This is a genomic window from Leptospira kobayashii, from assembly GCF_003114835.2.
Taxonomy (GTDB): domain Bacteria; phylum Spirochaetota; class Leptospiria; order Leptospirales; family Leptospiraceae; genus Leptospira_A; species Leptospira_A kobayashii.
This window is the reverse complement of the sequence record NZ_AP025028.1, coordinates 339,564-363,936: the sequence shown is the minus strand read 5'-3', so window position 1 is coordinate 363,936 and position 24,373 is coordinate 339,564. Positions and strand designations below refer to the sequence as shown.

24 protein-coding genes are annotated in these 24,373 nt (G+C 41.0%); 18 read left to right on the top strand and 6 right to left on the bottom strand.

Features of this window, described 5'->3' with window-relative positions; genetic code table 11:
* From rodA to DI077_RS01740, 4 genes are read left to right on the top strand one after another with little or no spacing between them, the layout of a single operon-like run.
* A complete protein-coding gene (gene rodA / locus DI077_RS01755; RefSeq protein ID WP_109022012.1) occupies positions 1–1,515 on the top strand; it encodes a rod shape-determining protein RodA in 1,515 nt (504 codons plus the stop codon).
* Positions 1,515–2,294: a hypothetical protein gene (locus DI077_RS01750; RefSeq protein ID WP_109022011.1), complete on the top strand. Its 780-nt coding sequence runs from the start codon at positions 1,515–1,517 to the stop codon at positions 2,292–2,294. Before rodA ends, DI077_RS01750 begins: the two co-directional genes overlap by 1 nt.
* 21 nt (positions 2,295–2,315) lie before the next feature.
* Entirely contained in the window at positions 2,316–3,020 is a 705-nt protein-coding gene (locus DI077_RS01745) for a DUF1003 domain-containing protein (RefSeq protein WP_109022010.1), read from the top strand.
* 2 nt (positions 3,021–3,022) lie between these two features.
* Positions 3,023–3,787, top strand: a complete 765-nt coding sequence (locus DI077_RS01740) for a hypothetical protein (RefSeq protein WP_109022009.1) — start codon at positions 3,023–3,025, stop codon at positions 3,785–3,787.
* Here the strand turns inward: DI077_RS01740 and DI077_RS01735 are convergent.
* On the bottom strand, positions 3,776–4,705 hold the full coding sequence (locus tag DI077_RS01735; RefSeq protein WP_109022008.1) for a bifunctional riboflavin kinase/FAD synthetase: 930 nt from the start codon (positions 4,703–4,705) through the stop codon (positions 3,776–3,778). The two genes, DI077_RS01740 and DI077_RS01735, sit on opposite strands and share 12 nt — an antisense overlap.
* Before the next feature lie 35 nt (positions 4,706–4,740).
* On the opposite strand from DI077_RS01735, the gene DI077_RS01730 reads away from it, so the two are divergent.
* Positions 4,741–5,316 (top strand): LIC10729 family protein, encoded by a 576-nt coding sequence (locus DI077_RS01730; protein WP_242935306.1) that lies wholly within the window; start codon positions 4,741–4,743, stop codon positions 5,314–5,316.
* Here the strand turns inward: DI077_RS01730 and DI077_RS01725 are convergent.
* The gene (locus tag DI077_RS01725) at positions 5,313–5,657 is read right to left on the bottom strand and encodes an STAS domain-containing protein (protein WP_109022007.1); all 345 of its coding nucleotides are present in this window, start codon (positions 5,655–5,657) and stop codon (positions 5,313–5,315) included. The genes DI077_RS01730 and DI077_RS01725 overlap by 4 nt on opposite strands.
* Positions 5,658–5,779: 122 nt before the next feature.
* On the opposite strand from DI077_RS01725, the gene DI077_RS01720 reads away from it, so the two are divergent.
* From DI077_RS01720 to DI077_RS01700, 5 genes are read left to right on the top strand one after another with little or no spacing between them, the layout of a single operon-like run.
* Positions 5,780–6,502, top strand: a complete 723-nt coding sequence (locus DI077_RS01720) for an LIC_12936 family protein (RefSeq protein ID WP_109022006.1) — start codon at positions 5,780–5,782, stop codon at positions 6,500–6,502.
* A gap of 8 nt (positions 6,503–6,510) precedes the next feature.
* The gene (locus DI077_RS01715; protein WP_109022005.1) at positions 6,511–7,236 is read left to right on the top strand and encodes a J domain-containing protein; all 726 of its coding nucleotides are present in this window, start codon (positions 6,511–6,513) and stop codon (positions 7,234–7,236) included.
* Positions 7,237–7,238: 2 nt separating this feature from the next.
* A complete protein-coding gene (locus DI077_RS01710; protein WP_109022004.1) occupies positions 7,239–8,252 on the top strand; it encodes a type I phosphomannose isomerase catalytic subunit in 1,014 nt (337 codons plus the stop codon).
* Position 8,253: 1 nt separating this feature from the next.
* Positions 8,254–9,216: an NAD-dependent epimerase/dehydratase family protein gene (locus DI077_RS01705; RefSeq protein ID WP_109022003.1), complete on the top strand. Its 963-nt coding sequence runs from the start codon at positions 8,254–8,256 to the stop codon at positions 9,214–9,216.
* 45 nt (positions 9,217–9,261) lie between these two features.
* Positions 9,262–9,675 carry an acyl-CoA thioesterase gene (locus tag DI077_RS01700; protein WP_109022002.1) on the top strand — a complete coding sequence of 138 codons (414 nt, stop codon included), beginning with the start codon at positions 9,262–9,264 and terminating at the stop codon, positions 9,673–9,675.
* Here DI077_RS01700 and DI077_RS01695 read toward each other — a convergent pair.
* Together DI077_RS01695 and DI077_RS01690 are read right to left on the bottom strand one after the other, a co-directional pair.
* On the bottom strand, positions 9,661–10,521 hold the full coding sequence (locus tag DI077_RS01695; RefSeq protein ID WP_109022001.1) for a pirin family protein: 861 nt from the start codon (positions 10,519–10,521) through the stop codon (positions 9,661–9,663). The genes DI077_RS01700 and DI077_RS01695 overlap by 15 nt on opposite strands.
* Entirely contained in the window at positions 10,518–11,567 is a 1,050-nt protein-coding gene (locus DI077_RS01690; RefSeq protein WP_109022000.1) for a glycoside hydrolase family protein, read from the bottom strand. Before DI077_RS01690 ends, DI077_RS01695 begins: the two co-directional genes overlap by 4 nt.
* A 201-nt stretch (positions 11,568–11,768) precedes the next feature.
* Here DI077_RS01690 and DI077_RS01685 point away from each other — a divergent pair, with 201 nt between their 5' ends.
* Positions 11,769–12,455: a DJ-1/PfpI family protein gene (locus DI077_RS01685; protein WP_109021999.1), complete on the top strand. Its 687-nt coding sequence runs from the start codon at positions 11,769–11,771 to the stop codon at positions 12,453–12,455.
* Between the two features lie 54 nt (positions 12,456–12,509).
* On the opposite strand, the gene DI077_RS01680 is transcribed toward DI077_RS01685, so the two are convergent.
* Positions 12,510–13,832 carry an MFS transporter gene (locus tag DI077_RS01680; protein WP_423241778.1) on the bottom strand — a complete coding sequence of 441 codons (1,323 nt, stop codon included), beginning with the start codon at positions 13,830–13,832 and terminating at the stop codon, positions 12,510–12,512.
* A gap of 56 nt (positions 13,833–13,888) precedes the next feature.
* On the opposite strand from DI077_RS01680, the gene DI077_RS01675 reads away from it, so the two are divergent.
* Together DI077_RS01675 and DI077_RS01670 are read left to right on the top strand one after the other, a co-directional pair.
* Positions 13,889–14,857 carry a cysteine synthase A gene (locus tag DI077_RS01675; protein WP_109021997.1) on the top strand — a complete coding sequence of 323 codons (969 nt, stop codon included), beginning with the start codon at positions 13,889–13,891 and terminating at the stop codon, positions 14,855–14,857.
* A gap of 274 nt (positions 14,858–15,131) precedes the next feature.
* Entirely contained in the window at positions 15,132–16,907 is a 1,776-nt protein-coding gene (locus DI077_RS01670) for a sensor histidine kinase (RefSeq protein ID WP_167837217.1), read from the top strand.
* A 7-nt stretch (positions 16,908–16,914) separates the two neighbouring features.
* Here the strand turns inward: DI077_RS01670 and DI077_RS01665 are convergent, their stop codons facing one another.
* Positions 16,915–18,867, bottom strand: coding sequence for an acetoacetate--CoA ligase (locus tag DI077_RS01665; protein ID WP_109022208.1), 1,953 nt, complete (start codon positions 18,865–18,867; stop codon positions 16,915–16,917).
* A gap of 91 nt (positions 18,868–18,958) precedes the next feature.
* On the opposite strand from DI077_RS01665, the gene DI077_RS01660 reads away from it, so the two are divergent.
* From DI077_RS01660 to DI077_RS01640, 5 genes are read left to right on the top strand one after another with little or no spacing between them, the layout of a single operon-like run.
* A complete protein-coding gene (locus DI077_RS01660) occupies positions 18,959–20,329 on the top strand; it encodes an MBOAT family O-acyltransferase (RefSeq protein WP_109021995.1) in 1,371 nt (456 codons plus the stop codon).
* Between the two features lie 17 nt (positions 20,330–20,346).
* Positions 20,347–21,435 (top strand): DUF1574 family protein, encoded by a 1,089-nt coding sequence (locus DI077_RS01655; RefSeq protein ID WP_109021994.1) that lies wholly within the window; start codon positions 20,347–20,349, stop codon positions 21,433–21,435.
* A gap of 14 nt (positions 21,436–21,449) precedes the next feature.
* Entirely contained in the window at positions 21,450–21,851 is a 402-nt protein-coding gene (locus tag DI077_RS01650) for a hypothetical protein (RefSeq protein ID WP_109021993.1), read from the top strand.
* A gap of 40 nt (positions 21,852–21,891) precedes the next feature.
* Positions 21,892–23,220, top strand: a complete 1,329-nt coding sequence (locus tag DI077_RS01645; RefSeq protein WP_109021992.1) for a TolC family protein — start codon at positions 21,892–21,894, stop codon at positions 23,218–23,220.
* Positions 23,217–24,371, top strand: coding sequence for an efflux RND transporter periplasmic adaptor subunit (locus tag DI077_RS01640; protein WP_109021991.1), 1,155 nt, complete (start codon positions 23,217–23,219; stop codon positions 24,369–24,371). Before DI077_RS01645 ends, DI077_RS01640 begins: the two co-directional genes overlap by 4 nt.
* Positions 24,372–24,373 lie beyond the last annotated feature (2 nt).

The following is a 24,373-nucleotide window of genomic DNA, read 5'->3' as shown; positions in this document are numbered from 1 at the left end:
ATGGCAGAACGTAACACAGAAAAACTGGATTATTTTTTAATATTTTCCGTAATCATTGTCGCACTTGCGGGAGTTTTAACTCTTTATACCCAGGAAGCAAACACTGCGGACGGACTGGGAAGATGGTACAAACAGTTCCTATTTTTATTCGTAGGGCTTGCAGCCATGTGGTTCATGTCCCGAATCAACTACCAGTTGATAGGTTCCTACGCGTTATTCATTTACCTGTTTTCACTCGTACTCCTGATACTCACGTTGATTCCCGGTATCGGATACTTACCATCCGCGAGGGGAGCTCGTTCCTGGTTGAAGCTCGGGCCGATCACACTTCAGGCATCCGAATTTTCAAAATTAGCGACTGTGATTTTACTCGGCCAGTATTTGGTTTTGAAAGAAAAAGAAATGCATAAGATTACGGTATTGATCGTACCATTTATTATATGTTTGGTGCCGATGCTATTTATTCTTTTACAACCGGACTTCGGAACGGCGGTGTCTTTTCTACCTATGTTATTCACGATGTTGTTTCTGGGTGGTGCCGACATTTTGCACATCGGATCGCTTCTTACCTTCGGTGGGATTTCGCTGATCGTACCGATGTATCTGGCATACTCCAGACTAACACTAGTTCAACCATTGATCGACCTACTGAGAAAAGAAAACAAATTGGAACTTGTTTCTCTGGTATCGCAAGTACAAGGTAAAATTTGGCCTATTTTGGACGGTAAAAAAATCAGTGGAGTCGAAATCCCCGGATTTCAGAATCCCAAAAATATCCAGGCCATCCGGGAAGCAGCCGAGGCAGTCAAAGATGAGTTCGGAAGTCTTGGATTTAAAATCCTTTCCAACGAAGCGTTTATGGTAGGATTAGGCGGGCTTTTAGCACTGATCAGCTTGGGAATGATATTCTTCAGAATCGCGCGCGGTTCCAAAACAATCCGCCAGTATTACATCCCCATCGGGATCATAGGGATTTCCATCTTAGCTGCATTTGCCGTTCACAAATCCATCCCTTTCCGGGAAAACCAAGTCATTCGCCTAACAGCATTTATTAACCCTGACCAATTCAAACAAGGGGCCGGTTACCAACTTCGCGCTTCCAAACCTGCGGTCGGTTCGGGTAAGTTATTCGGAAAAGGGCTTTTTCACGGGGAGATGACGGAAGGAAGAGTCCCTCATGTACCGGAAGCGGGAACGGATTTTATTTTTGCTTCCTGGGCGGAACAAACCGGATTTATAGGAAGTATTTTGCTTTTATTCTTTTTGCTTTCGATTCCACTCAGAGGATTACAAATCAGTTTTGAAAGTAAGGATAGGTTCGGTTCCTTACTTGCAGCAGGGATCGTAGCAATGATTTTTTTCCATATAGCGATCAACGTAGGAATTGTCATCGGATTGCTTCCTGTAACAGGGATTCCTCTTACGTTTATGAGTTACGGAGGATCGCATTTGTTAATGGCAATGACCGCCGTGGGCATCATCCTATCCATCAAAAAACGTAAATTTGCAAACTGATGGCAGCAGCTTCCAAAAAGAAACTTTCCACTGACAACTTTTTCACGGAAAAAGTTCGTTTGGAAAAGGATCTGATGGATTTTGAAAGAAAAATCCTGGAAGCGAATAATCACCTAACAAATATGGAAAATTCTCTTGCGCAGATGCATTCGATTGCGGAAGAGAACCATTCCTATTATTTTTTAAAACGCGTAAAAAAATTACAAACACTGTATTTCAATCTGCAAAGAAAGAAAGGTTATACCAAAGATGATTTTGATTCCTTCTATCATCACCTTGGTAAAATCGTAAACGAAGACAAAATCGAGTTTTTAGATTCGGCTCTTCGCAATCGAATCACAAAAGTTGCGGCCAAACTAGGTGAAGCTGGGATCATAGGACAAAAGAAAAAAGAAATCGATCTGGCAGGCAAAATCAGGTTCCTCGCATTCGAAGTGGAGGGGGTTCATTTTTTAGTTCCAAAAACTTCCTATCGCATTTTAAAAAACATTCCCGCATTCAAATCCAAACTCTCGATCAAAAAAACGATTATTCCTCTTTTTCCCGGACCAGGCTTTATCCTGTTAGATGATACGAAACCTGCCTCAAAAAAAAATATTATTCTGATCAAAAACAGCAAAGGAAAAGAAGAAGGATATTATTTCGATAAACTTGAGGAAGATTGGGCGATTTCAAAACAATCGATTGATTTGATTCTAAAAAAAGAAAAATCCAACGACAAGGTGATCGGCAAAATCAGAAGAAAGGGAATCTATTATCATTTGCTCAGAGCGGACTAACTTTCTACACAGGATGTGAATATGGACTTTAAAAAATGTGCCGTATGTAACAAGGATTACCCTTCCGCCGAATTGATTTTAGGCGATAATATCCATCATGAAATCGAAAGATTGATCAAAGTGGATCGCCCCGGTTGGAAAGATTCTTCTTACATTTGTAAAAACGACTACGAAAAATACAGAATTTCCCATATCATCGAATTGATTTCCGATGAACATTCCCAGATAGAAAAATTGGAATCCGAAGTGGTTCGCAATATCAAAGCAAGCGAGTTGGTTACTTCCAGTTTAAGTCCCGATTCAAACCAGGAATTCACATTCGGTGAAAAGATAGCGGACAAAGTTGCGGAGTTCGGTGGAAGTTGGAAATTCATCATTCTATTTTTTGTTCTTCTAACAGCATGGATTGTGATAAATAGTCACTTTTTACTTACCAAACCGTTCGATCCTTTTCCCTTTATACTAATGAACCTGATTCTTTCCTGTTTGGCGGCAATTCAGGCACCGATCATTATGATGAGCCAAAACAGACAGGAAGCAAAAGACAGATTGCGCGCGGAAAATGATTATAAAATCAATCTTAAAGCGGAAATCGAAATCAGAACTCTTCATGAGAAAGTGGATCATTTGTTACTGGCACAATGGTCCAAAATGATTGAGATACAAAAACTGCAGATAGATTTGTTATCTGAAATTCGGGAAAAAGTCAAAACCGAAAAGATATAAAGATGAATCCGATCAAACGAATTCTAAAGCAAAGAAACGATCTTTTAGAATCGGAGGAAAATTTACGAAACAAAAAGAAGGAATCCAAATCCAGACGGGATCGCCTGGCGAGAATGTATTATTCCTTTTGTCGTTTTATTTCCCAGTCATCCTTAGGCAAATCCGTTTCGGGATATATCCGATTCTTATTTACGGATTTGTGGATCCTCAATTACTCGGTTCTTGGCATTATACTAATGTTAGTTGTTCCTTCGGTTTATATCACATGTATGATAGAGCCGGATCTGTTGGAAAATATTTATATTTTAGGACTCGTTCTTTTTTTCCCTTTCGTATTGATTATAGAATGGATTCGTTATCTTAAATTCGGATTCGACTTAAACAATATTCCCTTTCCCGTAACAGATTGGATTTCTCTTTACCAAGACGATAACACTTCCCAGTTTCAATGGCGAGTGATACGGGTGAACGTGGATTTTTTTAAAAATAAAGAAGCTGTAATTGCAATCTTGGAATCTTTCTCCATTCGTGCGAACAGATTGTTCTACCAAACCTTGGACAAAGATATTAGGAAAAAATGGGGATTGTCCGGAAATACAATCGAAGGTTCTGCGAATAGCAGAATCGTATTATTAATGTTAAATCAATTATTCAAACCGCTACGTACTCTGGAATCTTTCGAATCGTCGATCCGTTCGGTTACAATTACTAAACTATCGGAACCTGAATCCATTTCTTCCTTACAGAACGACGGATCATCCGACTAAGATTTTAAAACTGGTTTCCCTATCGGCTTCCAGTTGTTGTTTCAAAGCTTCGATACCGCTGAATTTAACTTCATCACGAATCTTTTGGACCAATTGCACTTCTATGGTTTCTCCGTAAATTTCCCTGGCAAAATCCAGTATATTCACTTCTACGTGCATCCTTTTTCCGTCAAAGGTAGGATTTTTTCCTATATTGACCATCCCTTTGTATTTTACTCCGTCAACTATCGTATAACAAGCGTAAACACCTATCCCGGGAAGGATTCGCTCTTCCGGCAGTTCTAAATTGGCAGTGGGAAACCCGATCGTTCTGCCCCGTTTGGCACCCTCTTTCACTTTTCCTGTCAGAGAATAGTTTCTTCCTAAAATGGAACTTGCTCCTTTCATATCCCCTTGGTCTAAGAAGTTACGAATCACGGAACTGGAAATTTTCTGATCTCCTTGGGTCACAGCATCTCTCAATTCCACTTCGTAACCGTAACGACTTGCATTTTCCTGCAAAAGATGAAAGTCCCCTCTTCTTCCCTGCCCGAAAAAATGATTATATCCGATCACGATGTATTTAGCATTTAACTTTTGTATGATGATCTTTTCCAAAAAGTCTTCCGCACTCATACGGGAAAGCTCTAACGTAAAATCCAAAATCACCAAATAATCGATATTAAATGATCGAATCAGGTCTTCTTTTTCAGGTTCCGTAGTCAGATATTTGAAATTAGGATTTTTTCCCAGCACTACGGAAGGGTGAGGAGAATAAGTCACTACTACGGAAGGTATATTTCTTTCTTTAGCCACTTGAACGGTGCGATTTAAAAGTGTTTGGTGGCCTAAATGAATTCCGTCAAAATTTCCCAAAGTGAGGGAAGAACCTTTCGCAAATGCGGAATCAATCGAAGTTATGGATTTTATTATTTTCAAGATAAGATGATCTGTCTTCCGATAGAAAAAACTAGGTGTTGCAATTGAAACTAAAGTTCTTTCTTCTTACGGCAATCTTTTTCTCATTCTTTACTTTCAAGAACACCCGGGCGGAGGAACCACCCCGTGTTCCCGTCCAAGCCTTCGCGGCGGAAGAGGGACTCATTCCGGAGGATACCGCCAGTTTCCCGGAACTTAAAACCTGGGCCTTGTATCAATTTTACGAATTGGAACCGGATAGTCCTATCATGGGAATCCAGGATTATCTATGTCGTATGGTTCCGGAAACAGGGCTTCGTTTTCTTTTGGAAAAATCACCCAAAAATCGATCCACAGTTTATCTATATCTGGACATGACCCGATACCTTCCCCAAAAAAAGGCGAGTTTCAAATCCAGAAAGCTGGAGATTTACATCAATCATAGGAAGAAAAAAGAAATCTACACGAGCCGGGGAAAGAGTTTTACAAATCCTGTTGAAATCCCAATTGAACCGAATGAATTTCCCGACGGAAAGATCTATGTGGAATTGTCCCCTAGCACGAGCGAATCAGGTAGATTTTGGGGAGTTTGGGATGCGTTTATTTTGGAGAATCCGCTAGAAAAAAATTAAACCGCAAATTTTTCGCGGTATTCTTCTTCGCCGATGGTTTGGAAATAACTGGTGAGTCCTGCGACTTTGAAAACTTTTTCAATCGCGGGTCTCATATTGGCAATGGAGAACTTTCCTTTCAACTCTTGGACATAATTCAGCTGTTTGATCAGCATTCCGATCCCGGAAGAGTCGATATAGTTGAGTTTTTCCAAATTAACCACAACATGCAGATCCCCTGATTGAACCTGAGGGATATTTGCCTCGAGAAAGTTTTTAAAATCGAGGGACGTATAAATATCAAGACTTCCCGAGATACTTATAATATGCGCGTCCGCGCTCTTTTTTAAACTGATTTCCATGTAGGGGTCCTCCCCACAGGGTTTGCGTTACCTATTTTTATTCAACCTTATTTTTAGACAAATTAATGATTTCATTTCAAAAGTCGAAAATATATATAGAGAGAAACATTTCGGGAGTTCGTATGCACATTCGATTCGCATTAATCATTTTATTACTAGGTTCAGTTGCAATTTTTGCGGCTGATGATGCAAAAAAGGAAATTAATCAGTCAGATAGAACAAGGTTAAATCCGGATGGAAGCATCGGATTGATTCCTTATAACGCCAAACAACAACAGCGTATTGATTCTATTGCAAAAGAAGTGGATGAAATCCACGGACAAATCAACGAGAAGTTGAAATTTCTTAACTTTGAGAAAAAAATCAAAGATTCCCGTTACGGACAAGTAAGTTCCGCTCGTGAAATCAAATTGCCTTACGAGCCGAGTTATGTACAACACAGTCGATACGTAATGAAATTGAAAGGCGGCGGCGGAGCGGAAGGCGGTGGATTTGCATTGGATGAAATCAGTTTCTGGTCCAGAAAGTCGCTTATCTCAAAAGGAAAAGAACCTCTTACGATCTATCGCGATCTTAAAAACTCCGCTTCAGGGGGAGGGCTTAAAGGTTTGACTTTGTCCATCCGAACTGTAACAAACGCAGATGATACCACAAGCACTTATGAATTGGAAAAAATCCAATCCCCTTGGGAAAGAATCAAGCTTGCAATGGCCTACAGGGACCGACTAACAGATGTTCTCAGAACGATAGATCGTTATATCAGCGGCAAAGGATTTCTCGAGGCCAAAGAAGTCAAAGATTCCATTCTTGAAATCAGCATAGGCGGAGATTTCCAAGAGCCGTAATTCAGATCATGGGTGGAACGAAAAAAAACAATCCACCCTTTCCTGACTATTATGAAACCTTAGAACTCCCTTATGGTGCCACTGCGGAAGCGATACGAACCAACTTCCGCAGATTAGCCAAATTCTTTCATCCGGACGTTCCCTTCACAGGTTCGGAAGAAACCTTCATCAAGATCTTCACCGCATACCAAACACTGAGTTCTCAAGCCAGAACCAAATACGACGAAATTTATAAAAAATACCAGGCAGCCCGTTTTTTACAAAAACAAGTCAGTCTGTCCGCTCCCATTGTTCTACCTCCCTCCCGGGTGACATTTTCAACAGGTATTCTGGATCTCGCCAAACGCGGATTAATGCGAAAAGGTTTTCGTACCAAAGACAGAAGAAAGGTTACGGGAATCAATTACGATATAATAGTTCATATTAAGGAAAAAGAAGCGATTCGCAGAGTGATTGCACTCATACCGTTGACGGTTCGGGTTGTTTGCAGGGATTGCATGGGAGGGGATCCTCATTGTTCCTCATGCGACGGTGCGGGTAGCTATAAAAGTTCAAGAAATCTAAAAGTGGAATTTCCCCCGAGTACACTTCAAAACAATCGGTTGTTTGAGTTCGATCTTTCCAAGTTCAGACCCGATTCATTTACCCATTTCAAAAAGAAACTTTTGCGGGTAAAGTTGCATATTGAAAGAAAAATCCCCTTGCCGTTTGAAGCTAGGCCGGTAGGTAAGTAGGTATGAGCTCAGTCCCACCAATTCTACAATTTACACCGATCTACAAAGATAAAATCTGGGGCGGAAAAAAATTAAAATCTATTTTCGGAAGGCAAACGCCGGAAGGGAACATAGGTGAGTCTTGGGAAGTTTCCGATTATGGAAAAGATGTCTCAGTTACATCTAACACCAATTATCCGGGAAAATCCTTTAGAGAAATCTATCAATCAAATACAAAAGAAATCCTAGGTCCTTCCTTTTCAAATCAATCCTTTCCTTTACTTGTCAAAATCATAGATGCAAGGGAAAAACTGTCCGTCCAAGTTCATCCCGACGACGCCTATGCGGAAAAATACGATCCGGTTTCTTCCGGCAAAAAAGAATGTTGGCTTGTTCTCGCGGCTGAGCCCGGAGCCGAATTGGTGGTCGGTTTCGAAAAAGATACCGACAAACAAACATATGCCGAACTTGTAAAAAAGAACCAAGCGGAAGAAGTTTTAAGAAGATGGGAAGTGAAACCAGGAGATGTATTTCTTTTAAATCCTGGTACGATCCATGCTATAGGTGCGGGTGTAGTCTTATTGGAAGTACAACAATCTTCCGATTCCACCTATCGTGTGTATGACTACGGAAGATTAGGAGACGACGGCAAACCCAGAGATTTACATTTGGAAAAAGCTCTTGCCGTATTGAAATTTCAAAAATCAGACGGCTCTGAAAAACAAGGCCTGTCTTTAATTTCCCATTCACCTTTCTCCCGTTATCTGTGCACATCCAATGATAAATTCAGATTGGAGACATGGGTATTTTCCCAAGGACAGTTTCTACCGCTTTTCCCTTTGTCCGATCCTGTAAGTTTTGGAATCGCCTATGTGATCCAAGGAGAAGTTTCCTATCCAGAAGAAAGGCTCAGTTTTAAGAAAGGGGATAGTTTTTTTCTGACGGCAGATGCATTTCAAAAAGGAGCTCTGCTTTCCATCGCACCGGATACGAAGATCGCGTTTATGAGTGCGGGCGCGGACTGGGTAAATTGGTAATATGAAAATTTTAGTCACTGGTGCCACCGGAATGGTAGGCGCAAACATCGTAAGCGAATTATTAAAATCAGGCGGGGATAAAGTTTCCATATTGGCTCGCTCCAAAAAAAAAGCGGAAAAACTATTTCCGAAGAACGTCAACATTTTATTAGGTGATATTACCGACAAAGAAAGTTTGAAGATAGCGGTTTCCGGTCAGGATATCGTATATCATTCCGCAGGCTTACCCGAACAGTGGTTTCGCGACCCTTCTCTATTTACAAAAACAAACGTAGAAGGCACACGCAACGTACTCGAAGCCGCCAAAAATGCAAAAGTAAAAAGAGTTGTATATACCAGCACGATCGATGTATTCCAAGGATTCAAAGACCAAACTTACGATGAGTCCGTTTTAGATCCGAATCCGAAAGGAACTTATTATGAACGTTCCAAACAGGAAGCGGATCGGATCGCAGTCGAATATTTAAACGAAGGAATGGACATTGTATTTTTACATCCGTCCGGTGTTTACGGATTGGGACCGATCAGTTCTCCCGGACCAAACGGTCTTATGAAAGATCTGATCCTTGGAAAAGTTCCCATGCTTTTGCCAGGAGGGTTTCCCATTGTTTTTGCGAAGGATTGTGCAATCGGTCATATACTTGCCGCCAAACAAGGAAAAGCAGGAGATCGCTTTATATTAAGTGAAAGTTATCTTTCTTTGAAAGATTTTGCCGTTTTGGTAAACGAAATCAAACCTATCCCCAAAATGCCACGTGTGATGCCACTTTCGGTAGCAAAGCTGTTCTCGACCATCGTGGAAGGATTTGCCTGGCTTACGGGTCATCCTCCCCTTCTACCGAAAGGGCAATTGCACTTTCTACAATGGCAGGCGATTCCTTCGGCGGAAAAGGCCAAAAAGGTATTGGGATGGAAACCTACCGATGCAAAAGAAGGATTCCGTCAAACCATAGGATCTTTCTAATCGAACCGGTCCCTACCATTTGCATTTAGTACCGAAAACAAAACCATGAAAACCTACGAAACAATGAAAGCCGTCAGGTTCCAACACTGCGACCCGGCAGGAGTCGTATTTACTCCTCAGTATTTCAATCTATTTATGGAAGTAGTGGAAGACTGGTTTTCTCATCTCGGTCATAGCTTTTCTAAAATTGTAATCAAAGAACACCAAGGAATCCCTGCTATGCGAATTGTAGCCAGATTCTTAAAACCTTCGTTCCTTGGTGACCGGCTGCAATTCTCTTTGAATGTGAAAAGATTAAGAGAAAAAAATATCCTGGTCAGTATCACCGCTTTCTGTAACGGAGAATGTAGATGTACCGCAGAATTTCTGTTTGGTTTTGCCACTTTATCGAGCCTCAGCTTGGTGGAATGGCCTGAGGCTCTTAGAGAAGGAATGTCAGAATACTTACAAGGGCGGTAAAGGAATCTTTTCCGTTTCTCCCGGCACACGCGGGAAAGTATCATTTTGATAACTTTCTTTTGCCTTATCGATCAATTCCTGGGAAGTAGAAACAAAGTTCCACCAGAGATTTCTTTTTTCAGGGAGAGGCTCTCCACCGAGTAACATCAAACGGCTGTCTTCTAAGGCTTCAAATTCCACGGAAGCACCCAAATCATAGCTGATCATATTTCCCACACCAAGCTCCGTATTGGCGACTTTGATCTTACCACGAGCTACGTAAATCCCCGCTTCTTGTTCAGGTTTTACATTCCATTGAATCCGACCGGCGACAGGCTTCACTTCCACATCCGCATAAAACAAAGGAGAATGAACATGTGCGGTTGAAACCAGTCCCAGAAACTCACCACCTAATAACCGTACAATGATTCCTTCTTTTTCATAAACCGGAATCTCTTCTTTGGAAAGATGTTGAAAGCCGGGCTCCATCTCTTCCTTTTCTTTGGGAAGTGCCACCCAGGTTTGCAAACCTTCAAAAGACGAATATTGATCGTCTAAAACCGAACGTTCGCTATGTGCAATTCCCGAACCTGCCGTCATCCAATTTGTTTCATAGGGACGAATCGGTTGAAACACTCCCAAACTATCCCGATGTTCAATGACTCCGCTGTACAAAAAGGTAATCGTAGAAAGACCTATATGAGGATGGGCGCGAACAACCAATTCTTTTCCGGTGACAACCGGCACAGGACCGAAATGATCTAAAAAAACAAAAGGGCCTATCGCTCTTTTTTCCATCGAAGGAAGAAGTCTTTTTACTGTGAAATGATCGCCTAAATCTTTTTCGTGGCCTTTGAAAAATTTCATCTTTTCTTTTTAGATTTCGCCTTTTTGGAAATCACCCTCTTTTTGGAATTCTTTTTAGAAACGGGTAAGGAAATCTCTTCTTCCACTTTCCCGACAAAGAGCCCGATTGCTTCTTTTCCTTTAGACCAATGAGGTTTGTTTCTGGCATTGAAATAGACGATAAATACTTTTTCGGACTCTGAAAATTTCACATCGCAAGATGATACATGGCTTGCCTTCCAACCTTGCCCGGTCGGTCCGAGAATGGGTGTATCGTTGATACGATCCCAATGAATTCCATCTTCCGATTGTAAAAATAAGATGGCCGATCCTGACTCCCCGGTTTTTTGATTCCAAAAAATCCCATTCTGAAATCCGAACAGGCGATCCTTCCAACGAACAACTTTGATGGAACCCGCACTTAAGTTGGAATAAGGGTCCATAGTATTTGCAGATAATATGGGTTTGCTGAACAAAGCGAAAGGACCCAATGGCGATGCCGAATCTGCAACACTAATATGCAATGGCTCGCAAAATCCGCAGTCGGGAACGGAAACCAAGGAAGATGAAAAATATAGACGGTAACGGTTTCCCACTTTCACCAAACAAGGATTACCAACAGAGTCGCCCCATTCCGGATCGGAATGCCAATCTTTCGTAGGAGTGAGAATGGTTTTGGGTTCCGACCATGTTTTCAAATCCAAACTGGTTCGAACCTGGATCTCCGATTTCCATTTGCGACCTTTCAACCAAGATAACAGGAAAGAGAACGGTTTGTACTTTTCATAATAGAGATAATAAGTCGCGTTTTCCGTGTAAATGAACGGCCGCATAGCATTTGATAGGATTTGTTTCGGCTTGGACCATTCGATCCCATTTTCCGACTTATAATGAACGATCCCGAAGACCGTATGCGCGAATAAATGCCATTGGTGATCAAGACTGTCCTCGGGGAATAAAAAACTGGGATCGGATAAAACGGGAAAAGGAAAGGAGGGCTTTAGAACCGGTTCGTCTTGGTAAAGTCTCCAATAGATATTTGTTTTTGCGGTTGTTTTTTGTTTCATTGAATGGCTAGATTTGTTATATCAAATGGTTGCGGATTGGAATCTTCATTGGCAATGATTTTTTATCATTACGTTTTCGATTTAAACCAGGATCAAAAATCCTTTAGAACGAGGATAAAACGAGTTGAAAAAGTTAACAATATTTATGCGATATAACAAAACAATCCACATCCCACTCGGGGCCATCGGAGGAAAGATTCCATGAAGCTGATCATAGGAATGATATTATTCGAAGAAGTAACCATCTTGGATTTTGTAGGACCTTATGAGGTATTTACAAAGATTAAAGACTGGGAAATCAAAATCATCGGTCTGGGAGGAAAAAAAATCACTTGTAACGGAAGTCTTAAAATAGAAGCGGAATACGATATATCCGAGATCGAATCCGTAGATATTCTATTTGTTCCCGGTGGATACGGAGTGAACGAAGTGATTCTAAATCCCGACTTCCTGAAAGAATTGGAACGATTGGGCGGTTCGGCAAACTATGTTTCTTCCGTTTGTACAGGTTCTTTGGTATTAGGAGCCGCCGGTCTTTTACAAGGATACCAAGCAACCAGCCACTGGCGTTCTTTGGATCTACTTTCTTATTTTGGTGCCATACCGAATCCCGATAGAGTGGTTTGGGATGGAAATAGAATCACAGGAGGTGGAATCACTTCGGGAATCGACTTTGCATTGGACCTGGTAAAAATCATAGAAGGAGAAGAAAGAGCGAAAGAAATCGAACTCTGGTTAGAGTATGATCCCAAACCCCCTCTTCTTACCGGTCACCCTAGAATCGCGCCCAAGGAAGTTTTGGAGCGCGTTGTAAAAAATACGGAAAGCAGCAGATCCGTAAGAGAAAATGTAATTCGCGAGTTTTTAAGAAACAAGCAGGACAAATGAAAAAAGAATATGATTTTTCAAAATCCAAAAAAAATCCATACTTGAAAAAACCCTTTACCCTCTCGGTTTCAAGCGCCAAGTAAAGGAAAGCAAAAGAATTGCAAAAAGGGTGGCGATGACGATCGCCGCCAAAGCCTCGTTCCACGAATAATGGTCCACAAGCCAACCCAAGCCTTTGCCTTGTACGGTTCTGCCCAAAGCTCCGAACAAGCCGATAAATCCCGCCGCAGTTCCCACAGCTTTTTTGGAAGTGAAATCCAATCCGGCGACTCCGAGCAACATAACAGGAGGATAAATAAACAACCCGATGATTCCGAACAAAATAAAATCGATCATTATATTTCCGGGAGGGTTATAGATAATTCCGAGAAAGGCGAAAAAGATAGGAATGATACAAAGCAAACTCACCATTCCTCTCCTTCCTCCCGCTTTGTCGGAGATCCAACCCATCAGTAAAGTAGAACCGATTCCGCCAAACTCAAGCACAAGCGTGGAAATCCCTCCGCTTTCCAGATTGGCACCTTTCACCTCTTTTAGGTAAGTCGGTCCCCAATCAATCAAACTGTAACGAATGATATAAACGAAAAAATTGGCAATGGAGAAAAGCCAAATGTATTTATTGAGTAGAACATTGTGAATGATTAATTCCTTCGTGCTCAGCTCTTTCTCATGATCTTCGTTTTTCGCCTCTTCGGGAGGATGATCTTGATTGAATTCTTCTATGGGAGGAAGACCGACGGATTGAGGTGTATCCACCAAACGAAAGTAAAGATAGGCGGCACCGACGAGTGCAATGACTCCCGGAATAAAAAATGCATACTGCCATCCGAAATAAGATGCGGAATAGGAAGCAATGACTCCTACGAGACCACCGCCGATATTATGAGCAATATTCCAGAAGGCGAATGTTTTTCCCCTTTCGCTCACGGAATACCAATGTCCCAGCGAACGACCGCAAGGTGGCCACCCCATCCCTTGCACGAGACCGTTTAATCCCCAAAGTACCAAATGCACCCAATAGTGGTTTGTAAAGCCGAATGAAAAATTCAAAATTGCAGTGAGAATCAATCCCACAGTCATAAACTTTCTAGGATTGGAACGATCGGACAACGCTCCCATAATGAATTTGCCAAGTCCGTACGTAATTGCCGTTACGGCCAATATATCTCCAATATCTTGTCTAGAATAGCTTAACGCTTCGCCAATTTCCTTCGAAACAGGGGAAAAATTGTTACGAAGCAGATAAAAGGTAGTGTAACCAAGAAAGGTGGATTCCAAGATACGCCAACGGTACTTTGGGTAAGCTTCTTGGATTTCTTTTGTCGGTTTGAGAGAGATGGCACTGGCAGGACGGAACCAATTCAGAATGGCTTGCAACATTGTCCTGGAAATTTGAAGTAATACTAAGAGGAGTCAAGCTAGAATCTTCATCTATGGATATCAAAAAAGGTTTCATTGAATCTGTGGGAAACACCCCACTCATCCGTATCAACTCACTGAGCGACGAGACTGGTTGTGAAATTTTAGGCAAAGCGGAGTTTATGAACCCGGGAGGTTCCGTAAAAGACAGAGCGGCTCATTACATTATAGCCGAAGCGGAAAAAAACGGATTGCTCAAACCCGGTGGCACCGTGGTGGAAGGGACAGCCGGAAATACGGGAATAGGGATTACGCATATCTGCAATGCGAAAGGTTACAAAGCGGTAATCATTATCCCTGAAACCCAGTCGCAGGAAAAAATAGAAACCTTGCGCACATTAGGTGCCGAAGTCAAACTCGTCCCTGCAGTTCCATATACGAATCCTGATAATTATGTACGTGTTTCCGAACGAATCGCAAAAGAAACTCCCAACGCCATTTGGGCAAACCAATTCGACAACTTGGCAAATAGAAAGGCGCATTTTGAAACCACAGGACCGGAAATTTGGAAGCAGACGGATGGCAAAGTAGATGTATGGATTGCTTCCTTGGGAACCGGCGGAACCTATTCGGGAACTGCATTGTATTTCAAAGAAAAAAACCCGAAAATCAAATGCATTGTAGCGGATCCCCATGGTTCCGGAATTTACTCCTTTATCAAGACAGGTACAATCTCCGTCGAAGGAAGTTCCATTACGGAAGGGATCGGACAAGGTCGTATAACAAAGAATATGGAAGGGATGCCGGTTGACGATGCCCTTCGAATCGACGATAAAGAATGTTTACGGATTCTAAACATACTTCTCAAAAAAGACGGACTCTTTATGGGAGGGTCGGTTGGAATCAATGTGGCGGCAGCATACCAAACGGCAAAAACCTTAGGGCCGGGGCATACGATCGTAACCGTTCTATGTGATGGCGGTGCCCGTTACCAATCCAAGATTTATAATGAAGAATTCCTAAAAACGAAAGGGTTAATTTAGAAAAAAACACGGTTTCTTCAAAAAAAATCAGTCTTATCCCAGAAGGGGCATGATGCATCTATTCCTATTCCGAAATTTATTGCATACAAACCCCTTCGCTCCTTAAAAGCAATTTGACTAACACAAATTCAAGGGAGATTCTATACAAAGTCTCATTACTATGCGATATTTACTGGTACGAATCCTAATTATAATCTTCCTTATCCTCGTGCCATTGGCTTTTCTCTCCCGTTTCGCTGAAACAAATTCCCCGTGCAAAGACCATTCGAAAGAAATGGTATATTGGGAAGATAAATCGGCAAATGTAAGTTTTAACGAAATTCTAGGCAAACAGACATTAAATGATTTTAAACAAAAAACAAAGCCCGATCACAATATAGGGTATTCCAAGTCGGCCTTTTGGTTTTACTGGAAACCGGATTTTCCCCACCAAAATGCAAGATATTGGCTGGTAATAGACAATCCTTTGATCGATAATTTGGATTTTTACCAAGTGGAAGAGAAAGGAACTTGGGTGGAAAGATACATGGGAGATGATAGGCCGTTTGCAAATAGAATCATTCCCATCCGGCCTTTTTCCTTACGTATGACGGAAGGAGCGTATCAAAAAGGGATCTTTATACGAGTCAAGTCGGAAGGCTCGATTCGTTTTCCCGTCGAAGTTTGCAAAGGAGATGTCATCATTGCAAATGCGGCGCGAACGGAAATGGCCTATGGATTGTTTTACGGGAGTATCCTTTTCATATCCATCTATCAATTATTAAGTTATTTTTACTCCAGAAACATTACTTTTTTAACTTACTCTTTTTTCGGATTCACTCTCTCCATGTTTCTCGCTTCACAAAGCGGCCACTTACAGGAGTTCTTTTATCCTGAAGTTGCTGGAATCAGTAATTATGTGAATCACATCACCAGCTCCCTCTCGATCGTGTTTGGAGTTTATTTCATATACTCTTTTTTTCCGTTTATGAAAGAAAACAAAATATACCGTTATACGGTATATTCGTTTTTAATTTTGGCAGGATCGGTCGCCCCGCTTACTTTTTTTATCTCTTATTCTTATATATCCAGGGTCCTTCCTTTCCTTAGTCTAATCATTGTTATTTTTCTTTTTGTGGTATTAACCAGAAGAAAGTTAAACTATTCCGAAAAATGGATACGCAGAGGAATCATAGTGGTGATTGTTTCCATTATCATCGCAGTCATGCGAAATTACAGTTTGATCCCAAATTCTTTTCTTACTCTTCATATTGTAAAAATCTCCCAGTTTATCCAAGTTTTATTTTTCGCTTTGGCAACCAGTAGTCAGTACAAGATGATCGAACAATATGCACTTACAACAACTACGGAAAAAAATACCGCATTAAAACTCGCAAAATCGAAGTCGGAGATACTTGCTTACTTAAGCCACGAAATCAGAAGCCCCATCCATTCCATGTTGGCATATCTTGAATTATTGACTGAAAAGGAAAGCAACAAAGAAAGTCAGACGGAATTGAAATTGGTTCAGAAATCCGCCGAACATGTTGTGGCATTGGTTTCAAACATATTGGAACAAAGCCGTCTGGAAGCGGGAAAAGTTGAAATCCAAAAGGAAAATTTTTCCTTACAGACATTAGTTGATGATATAACATTGGAACAAAGGCCGATTGCAAAACAAAAAGATCTTTTTCTGGATGTGCTGATTGCCGACGATTTACCGAAATCAGTTTGGGGTGACCCCCTTCGAATCCATCAGGTATTAACGAATCTGATCTCCAATGCGATTAAGTTTACCAATTCGGGAAAAGTCATTCTTTCCATTTCCAAAGAAAACGATCTGATCCGTTTTTCAGTAACGGACTCAGGGCTCGGGATCAGAGCGGAGGAAATTGAATCTTTATTTGCGGAATTCAAACAAGCCAATTATTCCATATACAAACAGTTTGGCGGAACCGGACTCGGTCTTTCCATTTCCAAAAGCCTTCTCAATTTAATGGATTCCGACCTCAAATTAAAAACGGAAATGGGTGTCGGTTCCGAATTTTACTTTTATATCAAAATCGATTAACACCTGTTTACTTCAATTCGGGGATATCTTTAAAATACGAAAGTGACTCGGGATTTGCGAGCGCGTTACTGTTTTTCACTGTTTCACCTTGGACAGTTTGTCTCACCGCTATCTCCACTTTTTTACCGTTCACCGTATAAGGAATATCTTTTACTTCCAAAATCAAAGCAGGTACATGGCGGGGAGAAGTTTCGGAACGAATCGCATCTTTCAAACGGGATTTCAACTCATCTTCCAATTTCCGACCTTCTTTCATTTTCAAAAAAAGTACAATTCGTACATCTTCCTTATATTCCTGTCCGATGATCACCGAGTCTTGTATTTCCGAAAAAGTTTCTACGACCGAATAAATATCGGCGGTTCCGATCCGGACTCCTCCCGGATTCAAAGTAGCATCGGATCTTCCGTAAATGATCATCCCTTTGTTTTCCGTCAGCTCCGCAAAATCACCATGGCACCAGATATTTTCAAATCGGGAAAAGTAGGCGGATTGGTATTTTGATCCGTCTTTATCATTCCAAAAGAAAAGTGGCATCGAAGGAAAAGGTGATTCGCAAACCAGTTCACCTTTTTCTTTTTCCACAGGCTGTCCATTTTCGTTAAAAACTTTTACATCCATCCCGAGACCTCTGGATTGAATCTCTCCTTCAAAAACAGGTAGATCGGGATTCCCAAGCGCAAAACAACCGTTCAAGTCCGTTCCTCCAGAAATGGAAGCAAGTTGTACATCCTTTTTTATTTTGGAATATACATAACGAAATCCGGAAGGATACAAAGGGCTGCCTGTAGAAAGAATGGTCTTAAGTTTTGACAGAGGAAATTCACCTATAGGCTCGACACCATCCTGTTCCATAACGGAAAGGTATTTGGCACTGGTTCCGAAAACCTGGATCTCTTCTTCCTCTGCAAAACGCCAAAGAGTTTTCCAATCGGGATGAAACGGATTTCCATCATACTGACATAAGGTGGCGCCCAATGCCAGAGCACTTTGCGACCAATTCCACATCATCCAACCGCAGGTAGTATAATAAAATAATTTTTCTCCCGCATGAAGATTCGCATGCAGTGCAAGTTCCTTTGTATGATTGAGTAGAACGCCCGCACCTTGCACAATGCATTTGGGAAGACCGGTCGTACCGGAAGAAAACATAATGTAAACAGGATCCTGAAACGATATGGATTCGTAGTTTGGTTTCGCATTTTCTTCTTTCGGAAGATCGTCATAACGAATCGGTTTTGTTATCCCATCTAACAAGAATGAATCGCCTGTAAAAGAAGAAAGGATCGTCGACTTATAATCCGCGAACGATGCGAGTTTTGCAGATACCTCGCCCACTTTATCCAAAATGGAAATCTTTTTGCCTTTGAAAAAATAACCGTCGACTGCGAACAATACTTTCGGCTGAATCTGTTCGAACCTGTCCAAAATTCCCTTTGCTCCGAAATCGGGAGAGGCACTGGACCAAATGGCTCCTAAAGAAGTGGTGGCGAGCATTCCGATTGTAGAAACCGGTGCATTGGGAACCAAACCGCATACCCGGTCCCCTTTAGAAACACCCAGGGTTTTAAAATAAGAAGCTAGTTTGAAAACTTCAGACTTTAACTGAGAATAGGTGAATGTTTCCTTTTTTCCATCTTCGCCTAAGTAAAGAATGGCGATATCCTCCGGTTTTCCTTTTTCCAAAAGATTTTCCGCAAAATTCAGCTCGGCCCCGACAAACCATTTTGATTCCCAAAATTTGTCCGACCTTTGCAAAATACGATCCGGCGCTTTATGAAAGATAAACCCGGATTCTTTAGCCCAAAGAGACCAAAATGATTCCAAGTGGACAATCGACCAGTGATGAAACGAATCGTAATCGGGAAGGGAGACCCCCTCTTCTTTTTCTATTTTGATTCTAAATTTTGTAAGTAAAGTTTCCGGACCGGAAGCAGTCCAAAGTTTTCGGGATAAAGCCATGGTATGCAAAATAGAGAAATTGTGATTTGGAAGCAAGTCTCTTTGCATAAAAGAAGTGGCACAAATTTCTTTCCACTGAATCTTGGAGCTTATGTTATTTAACTCTTTGGACTACCTGGTATTTTTTATTTCCTGTTACATTATATACTGGTTGTCCCCGAGAAATTTCCGAAAATACATACTGATTGTATTTTCACTTATCTTTTACGCTTATTGGAGCAAGGCGTTTTTATTCCACTTCTTTGCATTTATCGTCCTCAGTCATTTTGCCGTAATAGGCATTCTCAAAACAAAAAAGAAAATATTTTTGATCCTGGGAATTGTAGTCAATTTGGCGAATCTCATCTTTTTTAAGTACATTCTAACATACTTACAATATATCATCAAAGAAGATTCGGCCCGGTTTCCTTTCAGCGACTCAATCACTAGTATCGCCCTTCCCCTTGCCATCAGCTTTTATACATTCCAGATGATCGCATACATTATAGATGCGTGGAGAGGAAAATTCACCGAGTCTCCTTTTCTTGACTTCGTATTATTCATTCTGTTTTTCCCGCAACTGATCGCAGGTCCCATCATGCGACATGATGATTTTTACAATCAGATCGAGAAGGCACAACTTAACTGGGATTATGTGCAAAGAGGATTTTATCATCTGATTTCCGGGATCATCAAAAAAGTTTTGATCGCCGACCAAATGGCAAAACTAATCAACCCGGTTTGGAATGATCCCACAGGTTACGACGGACTTTCCGCTTTTCTTGCTGTACTCGGATTTTCCGTTCAAGTGTTTTGCGATTTTTCGGGATACACTGATTTTGCACGCGGGTCTGCATTTCTTTTGGGATATGAAATCCCAGAAAACTTCAAGGCCCCCTATTACTCCGTCAGCTTCACCGAACTTTGGACCAGGTGGCATATCACTCTTTCGACCTGGATTAGAGATTATCTTTATATCCCTCTCGGCGGAAATAAAGTCTCCGAAACCCGTTTCAAATTCAATACGATACTGGTCATGTCACTCGGCGGACTTTGGCATGGAAACACTTATACTTTCTTTTTCTGGGGTTTGCTCCATGGGATTCTTCTCGGAATAGAACGCTCGTTATTTGGCAAGATAGACAGAAAGAATCTGAACTTACAGAAAAAAATCTTCGGCTTTATCATAGTAACGATATTCTGGCTGATCGGTGCTTCTTTTTTCCGTGCGGAAAATTTCGAAAAATTGGTTTTACTATGGAGTAATACTCTCAATCTGAAGGGGAACATCATCTACAAACCTGATTTTTGGGTTTTGGTTTTTGCATGTTATTCGATTCAATTCATAGAATTCAAAAATTATTTTTCACCGAAGTTTGCAGATATGGGAAAATGGTTGGTACCAGCAACCTGTATCATCGCCTATTTCGCTTTGGTCAAAATAGAAACCCAAGTGGAAACATTCATCTATTTTCAATTTTAAGAATATAAGTTATCATTATGAAAAAAATATACTACTATCCGTTGTTCATCTTTCTGATTGTTTTTCTGGCAGATAAAATCGCCTGCATACCGGTCTTACTCGAAAGCGGAAGAAGGCATTACAAAGCCGGTCAGAATATCCTTTTGGGAATCAATCCTGTTTGGACTGCGGATAAAATAAAACAGGAAACCGGTTCGACCACCGTATCCGTGTTTGGTTCTTCCAGATCCTATCTGTTTCATGAATGGAAAGAAATCCCCCTCAAGGAGAATTATTTTTCCAAACCGATTGCGATAGAAACCAGATCCATTGTCAAAGCTTCCGATTTTTTACTCAACTATCTCTTGATCCGATCCATGGGCAAGGTAGGTTATAAACCGAATCTGGTTGTGCTTGAATTTTCGGAAGAGATGTTGAATGAAAAAAGCCCCTTCACTTTCAAAAGCAAATCCGAAGAATTGATTCTGAATTCGGATGAACTTATTTCCCTTTTTCCTTATCTGGAAGGAGAAGGAAAAAGAAATGTGCTGTTTAAAATCCTATTCCCTTCCTATAATTATCATTTTCAACCGTTACTTGCCATTTCCAATATTTCCAAAGGCAAAAAGATAGAAGAAGAAACTCTCTTCGTGGAAATGATCGCGATCATGAATGAAAAACAACCTTTCGATCCGAAGAACGTAGGGTTTCCTTTGAATTCTTTTTCTCCGCAAGATTATCAAGCAAGGATCATCGATTATACAAACCAATTGATCCAAAACGATATCTTGAGAAATTATTCATACTCTTCCAATGAAGAAGGGGTATTTCATGCGACCATCGATTATTTGGAAAAGAACAATATACCAACTGTTATATGGGAGCCGACAGTGCATCCTTATTTTCTGGAAAAAAGAAAGCAGATCACCGGGGGAAATCATTTCCAAAAACTGAAAGAAAAATACATTTCCAAAGCTTCCGGAAATGTCCGCACCCTTTCCTTTGTGGAAGATCCTTTGAAATGTGACATATATGTGGATGCAAGCCATGTCTCCCCTGTCTGCATTCCGGAAATGGCGGACCGCATTTTTTCCGTTGCCAAAACCATCCCTAATTTTAAAAATTAAAGAAACCATCTCATATGAATGCGAAGACAAAACAGAGGAATCGGATTTGGCGGAAAAAAACCGCACTGACTCTATTTATACTTACATTCTGTTTGAACTTTGCTTTCCAAAAAATCGTAGATAACGAGGCGAATTGCGGAGTTTTAGGCGCGCCGGAAAGCGCATGCCCTTATGCATTTTTGGACCACGGTACCCATAAAGATATGGATCATTCTTTAGGCGAAGAAGGGGAACATGAAGACCATGTATGTTTTTCCTGTCCTTGCAATTTGCAACTTTCCGTTTCCTGGGATCTAAACCTCTATCATATCTATATCAATTTGAACTCTCTCTACTATCATATCGACGAGCCTGTGAAAAAAGAACTACCTAGTTTAAAAGGATACTTCCGCCCTCCACGTCTCTCCTTCTCCTAACAAATTGTTTACGATAACCTTAGGTTATCAAGGAGAAGCCATGTCCGTTTGTTATTCGAGAAGGGAAAAAACCTTCCTGTTTTTATTTTTCTTATTATTTCCACCAAATCTCTATCTGGTGGCAGAGGATTCTGTCCCACCCTTCTGTCGTCCTCCTTGGGACTTAACAAAGATCGCAAATTGTATCGTAGAGAATCATCCTGTTTACAAAACAGAATTACTCAGGCTGAAGGAAATCCAGGGAAGAAAGAAAATTTCCTCATACTATTTTCCAGCCAATCCGAATATTTCCACTTATTCTTCCCACAGAAGGGCAAGTGGTCCGAATGAAATTTTTTCCACGACTGCACAACAAGCTGCGAACTTCCAGGTGATGGTCACTCAGGAAATTTATACCGGTGGAAAAAGAGAAAAAGCGATTCAAATTGCAGACGACGAATTTAAGTCTCAAGTTTTCCGCATGGAGTCCGTTAGGCGAAATTTAAGTTTTTCATCTCTTCAAACCTTAATTCGTTATTTGAATCTGAAAAAGGAAGAGGAAATTACCAAAAATCTTTATCTTCTTTCTAAAGATCTGAGTTATCTGGCAAAGGCAAGAGTCCGGGAAGGGATTTCTCCCGCGATGGATGAAAGTCTGTCCGCTGCGGAAGAGTTGAGAATGGCGAAAGTCTGGCAATCAAGTGTGAGAAGATTGGAAGAGACAAAGGGAACGTTGTATTTGCTTTTATCCATTCCTTTGGAAAGTAAACTGGAATGGAATCCGGAAATTCATATTGCGCCGGATCTTCCGAACGACAGAGATTCCGTTATCCAATTGGCATTATTACAAAGACCGGAGATCCCTCTTTCCGAAAGGGAAATTCTACTCGCGATCCACAGATGGGAGGAAGTCAGACTTCAAAAAATTCCTAATTTGAATTTCGGTGCATTTGTTCAAAACGACGGATTCAATGAACGCGTAGTAGGCGGTCAAGTAAGTCTTCCTCTTACGATTTGGAGGGATTACGAAGGAGAATCCGCAGTCGCAAAAGCGAAAGAGGAACAAGCTCGCGAATCGAAAGAAACCGTCACAAGGATCGTCAAACAGGAAGTCATCAATGCTTTGTCCGGATACTTGACTTTAAAAGAAGAATTCTCTCTTTACAACACGGATCTGTTGAATCGAACCGATGAAGATTTGAATTTCTTAAGAGAAGCTTTGAAAACGGGAAAGGTCAAAGTCATAGATGCGATCAATAGCCAAAGAGTGCTTGTACAAACAAAGCTCAACTACATTCAAACCAAAACGGATTATGAGTCGGCTCAAATGGAATTGATCCGCGCCTTGGGATTACCGTTGGAAAATTTAAACCTTATTGAAAACTTATGAAATCAAAACTTATATTCAAATCTTCCGTCGCCGCAGTTCTTTTTGCACTTGGGATTTTCTATTTCGTATTTTCCGGAAAATCAAATAATATCGATAAACAAGAATTAGATGAAAAATCGGAAAAAGACACGGTACAAATCGATTCGGAAAGACAGAAAAATATCGGAATCAAAACGGAGCAAGTCGAGGTCAATGATTTCAGTTCCAAACTTCAACTCATCGGAGAAACGGAAGCCGTACCGGATGCTGTCATTGATATTCCCGCAAGAGTTTCAGGAAGAATCACGTCGGTTCATTTTATAGAAGGAGATAAAATAAAAAAGGGACAAAATCTGGTTGTAATCGATTCACCCGAACTTGCAAAACTCAGATCCGTTTACCAAACCGCCAAAACAAAATACATTGCCTCCGAACAAAACTACGAAAGGATTCGCTCTTTGGTACAGATGCATCTTGCCGCCAAACAAGAACTTGTCGATGCAGAATCCAATCTAAAGGTAATTCAATCGGAGAGGATAGCAGCGGAAGAAAATCTCCGTGCGACAGGACTTGCCATCAATAATGAAATTTCAGGCATCTATCGTGTGACCGCACCTAGATCCGGGCTTGCCATTATGAGAAATGCTATTCCCGGATCACAAGTGTTGGGAAGCCAAACGCTGACCACGATAGCCGATATGTCTGTTTTGTGGTTCCAGGCAAAGATTTTCGAAGGGGACTTGCAATTTCTTAAAGAAGGAGATTCCGTCAAAATAGTGTTAAACGCTTATCCTGACATCCTATTTGAAGGAAAATTGGATCATATCGGAGAAAAAGTGGATCCCGTGTCACGAACCATCCATGCGAGAATTGTTTTCAAAAATATCGGAAAGAAAGCAAAAATCGGATTATTCGGAAAAGCAAATATAGAAACCGAATCCAGAAGAGGAATTTTAATTCCTAGCTCAGCGGTGCAAACTTACCAAGACAAACATTTCGTATTTTTGCAAACAGAACCTACCCGGTTTCTTTGGAAAGAAGTGGAGATCGGTACGGAATCGGAAGGAAGAACGGAAATCAAATCGGGACTGGCTGAGAATGATCACGTGGTAACACAAGGAACATTCGAACTCAAAGCGATTTTATTCAAATCCACATTTGGGGAGGAATAATC

Bases quoted from the DNA above. Each gene is read 5' to 3' on its own strand.
- DI077_RS01715 (WP_109022005.1), top strand. From the start codon at position 6,511: ATGGGTGGAACGAAAAAAAACAATCCACCCTTTCCTGACTATTATGAA.
- DI077_RS01640 (WP_109021991.1), top strand. From the start codon at position 23,217: ATGAAATCAAAACTTATATTCAAATCTTCCGTCGCCGCAGTTCTTTTT.
- DI077_RS01650 (WP_109021993.1), top strand. From the start codon at position 21,450: ATGAATGCGAAGACAAAACAGAGGAATCGGATTTGGCGGAAAAAAACC.
- DI077_RS01705 (WP_109022003.1), top strand. From the start codon at position 8,254: ATGAAAATTTTAGTCACTGGTGCCACCGGAATGGTAGGCGCAAACATC.
- DI077_RS01740 (WP_109022009.1), top strand. From the start codon at position 3,023: ATGAATCCGATCAAACGAATTCTAAAGCAAAGAAACGATCTTTTAGAA.
- DI077_RS01745 (WP_109022010.1), top strand. From the start codon at position 2,316: ATGGACTTTAAAAAATGTGCCGTATGTAACAAGGATTACCCTTCCGCC.
- DI077_RS01725 (WP_109022007.1), bottom strand. From the start codon at position 5,657: ATGGAAATCAGTTTAAAAAAGAGCGCGGACGCGCATATTATAAGTATC.
- DI077_RS01690 (WP_109022000.1), bottom strand. From the start codon at position 11,567: ATGAAACAAAAAACAACCGCAAAAACAAATATCTATTGGAGACTTTAC.
- DI077_RS01695 (WP_109022001.1), bottom strand. From the start codon at position 10,521: ATGAAATTTTTCAAAGGCCACGAAAAAGATTTAGGCGATCATTTCACA.
- DI077_RS01685 (WP_109021999.1), top strand. From the start codon at position 11,769: ATGAAGCTGATCATAGGAATGATATTATTCGAAGAAGTAACCATCTTG.
- DI077_RS01660 (WP_109021995.1), top strand. From the start codon at position 18,959: ATGTTATTTAACTCTTTGGACTACCTGGTATTTTTTATTTCCTGTTAC.
- DI077_RS01670 (WP_167837217.1), top strand. From the start codon at position 15,132: ATGGTATATTGGGAAGATAAATCGGCAAATGTAAGTTTTAACGAAATT.
- DI077_RS01655 (WP_109021994.1), top strand. From the start codon at position 20,347: ATGAAAAAAATATACTACTATCCGTTGTTCATCTTTCTGATTGTTTTT.
- DI077_RS01675 (WP_109021997.1), top strand. From the start codon at position 13,889: ATGGATATCAAAAAAGGTTTCATTGAATCTGTGGGAAACACCCCACTC.
- DI077_RS01665 (WP_109022208.1), bottom strand. From the start codon at position 18,867: ATGGCTTTATCCCGAAAACTTTGGACTGCTTCCGGTCCGGAAACTTTA.
- DI077_RS01645 (WP_109021992.1), top strand. From the start codon at position 21,892: ATGTCCGTTTGTTATTCGAGAAGGGAAAAAACCTTCCTGTTTTTATTT.
- DI077_RS01710 (WP_109022004.1), top strand. From the start codon at position 7,239: ATGAGCTCAGTCCCACCAATTCTACAATTTACACCGATCTACAAAGAT.
- DI077_RS01720 (WP_109022006.1), top strand. From the start codon at position 5,780: ATGCACATTCGATTCGCATTAATCATTTTATTACTAGGTTCAGTTGCA.
- rodA (WP_109022012.1), top strand. From the start codon at position 1: ATGGCAGAACGTAACACAGAAAAACTGGATTATTTTTTAATATTTTCC.
- DI077_RS01700 (WP_109022002.1), top strand. From the start codon at position 9,262: ATGAAAACCTACGAAACAATGAAAGCCGTCAGGTTCCAACACTGCGAC.
- DI077_RS01750 (WP_109022011.1), top strand. From the start codon at position 1,515: ATGGCAGCAGCTTCCAAAAAGAAACTTTCCACTGACAACTTTTTCACG.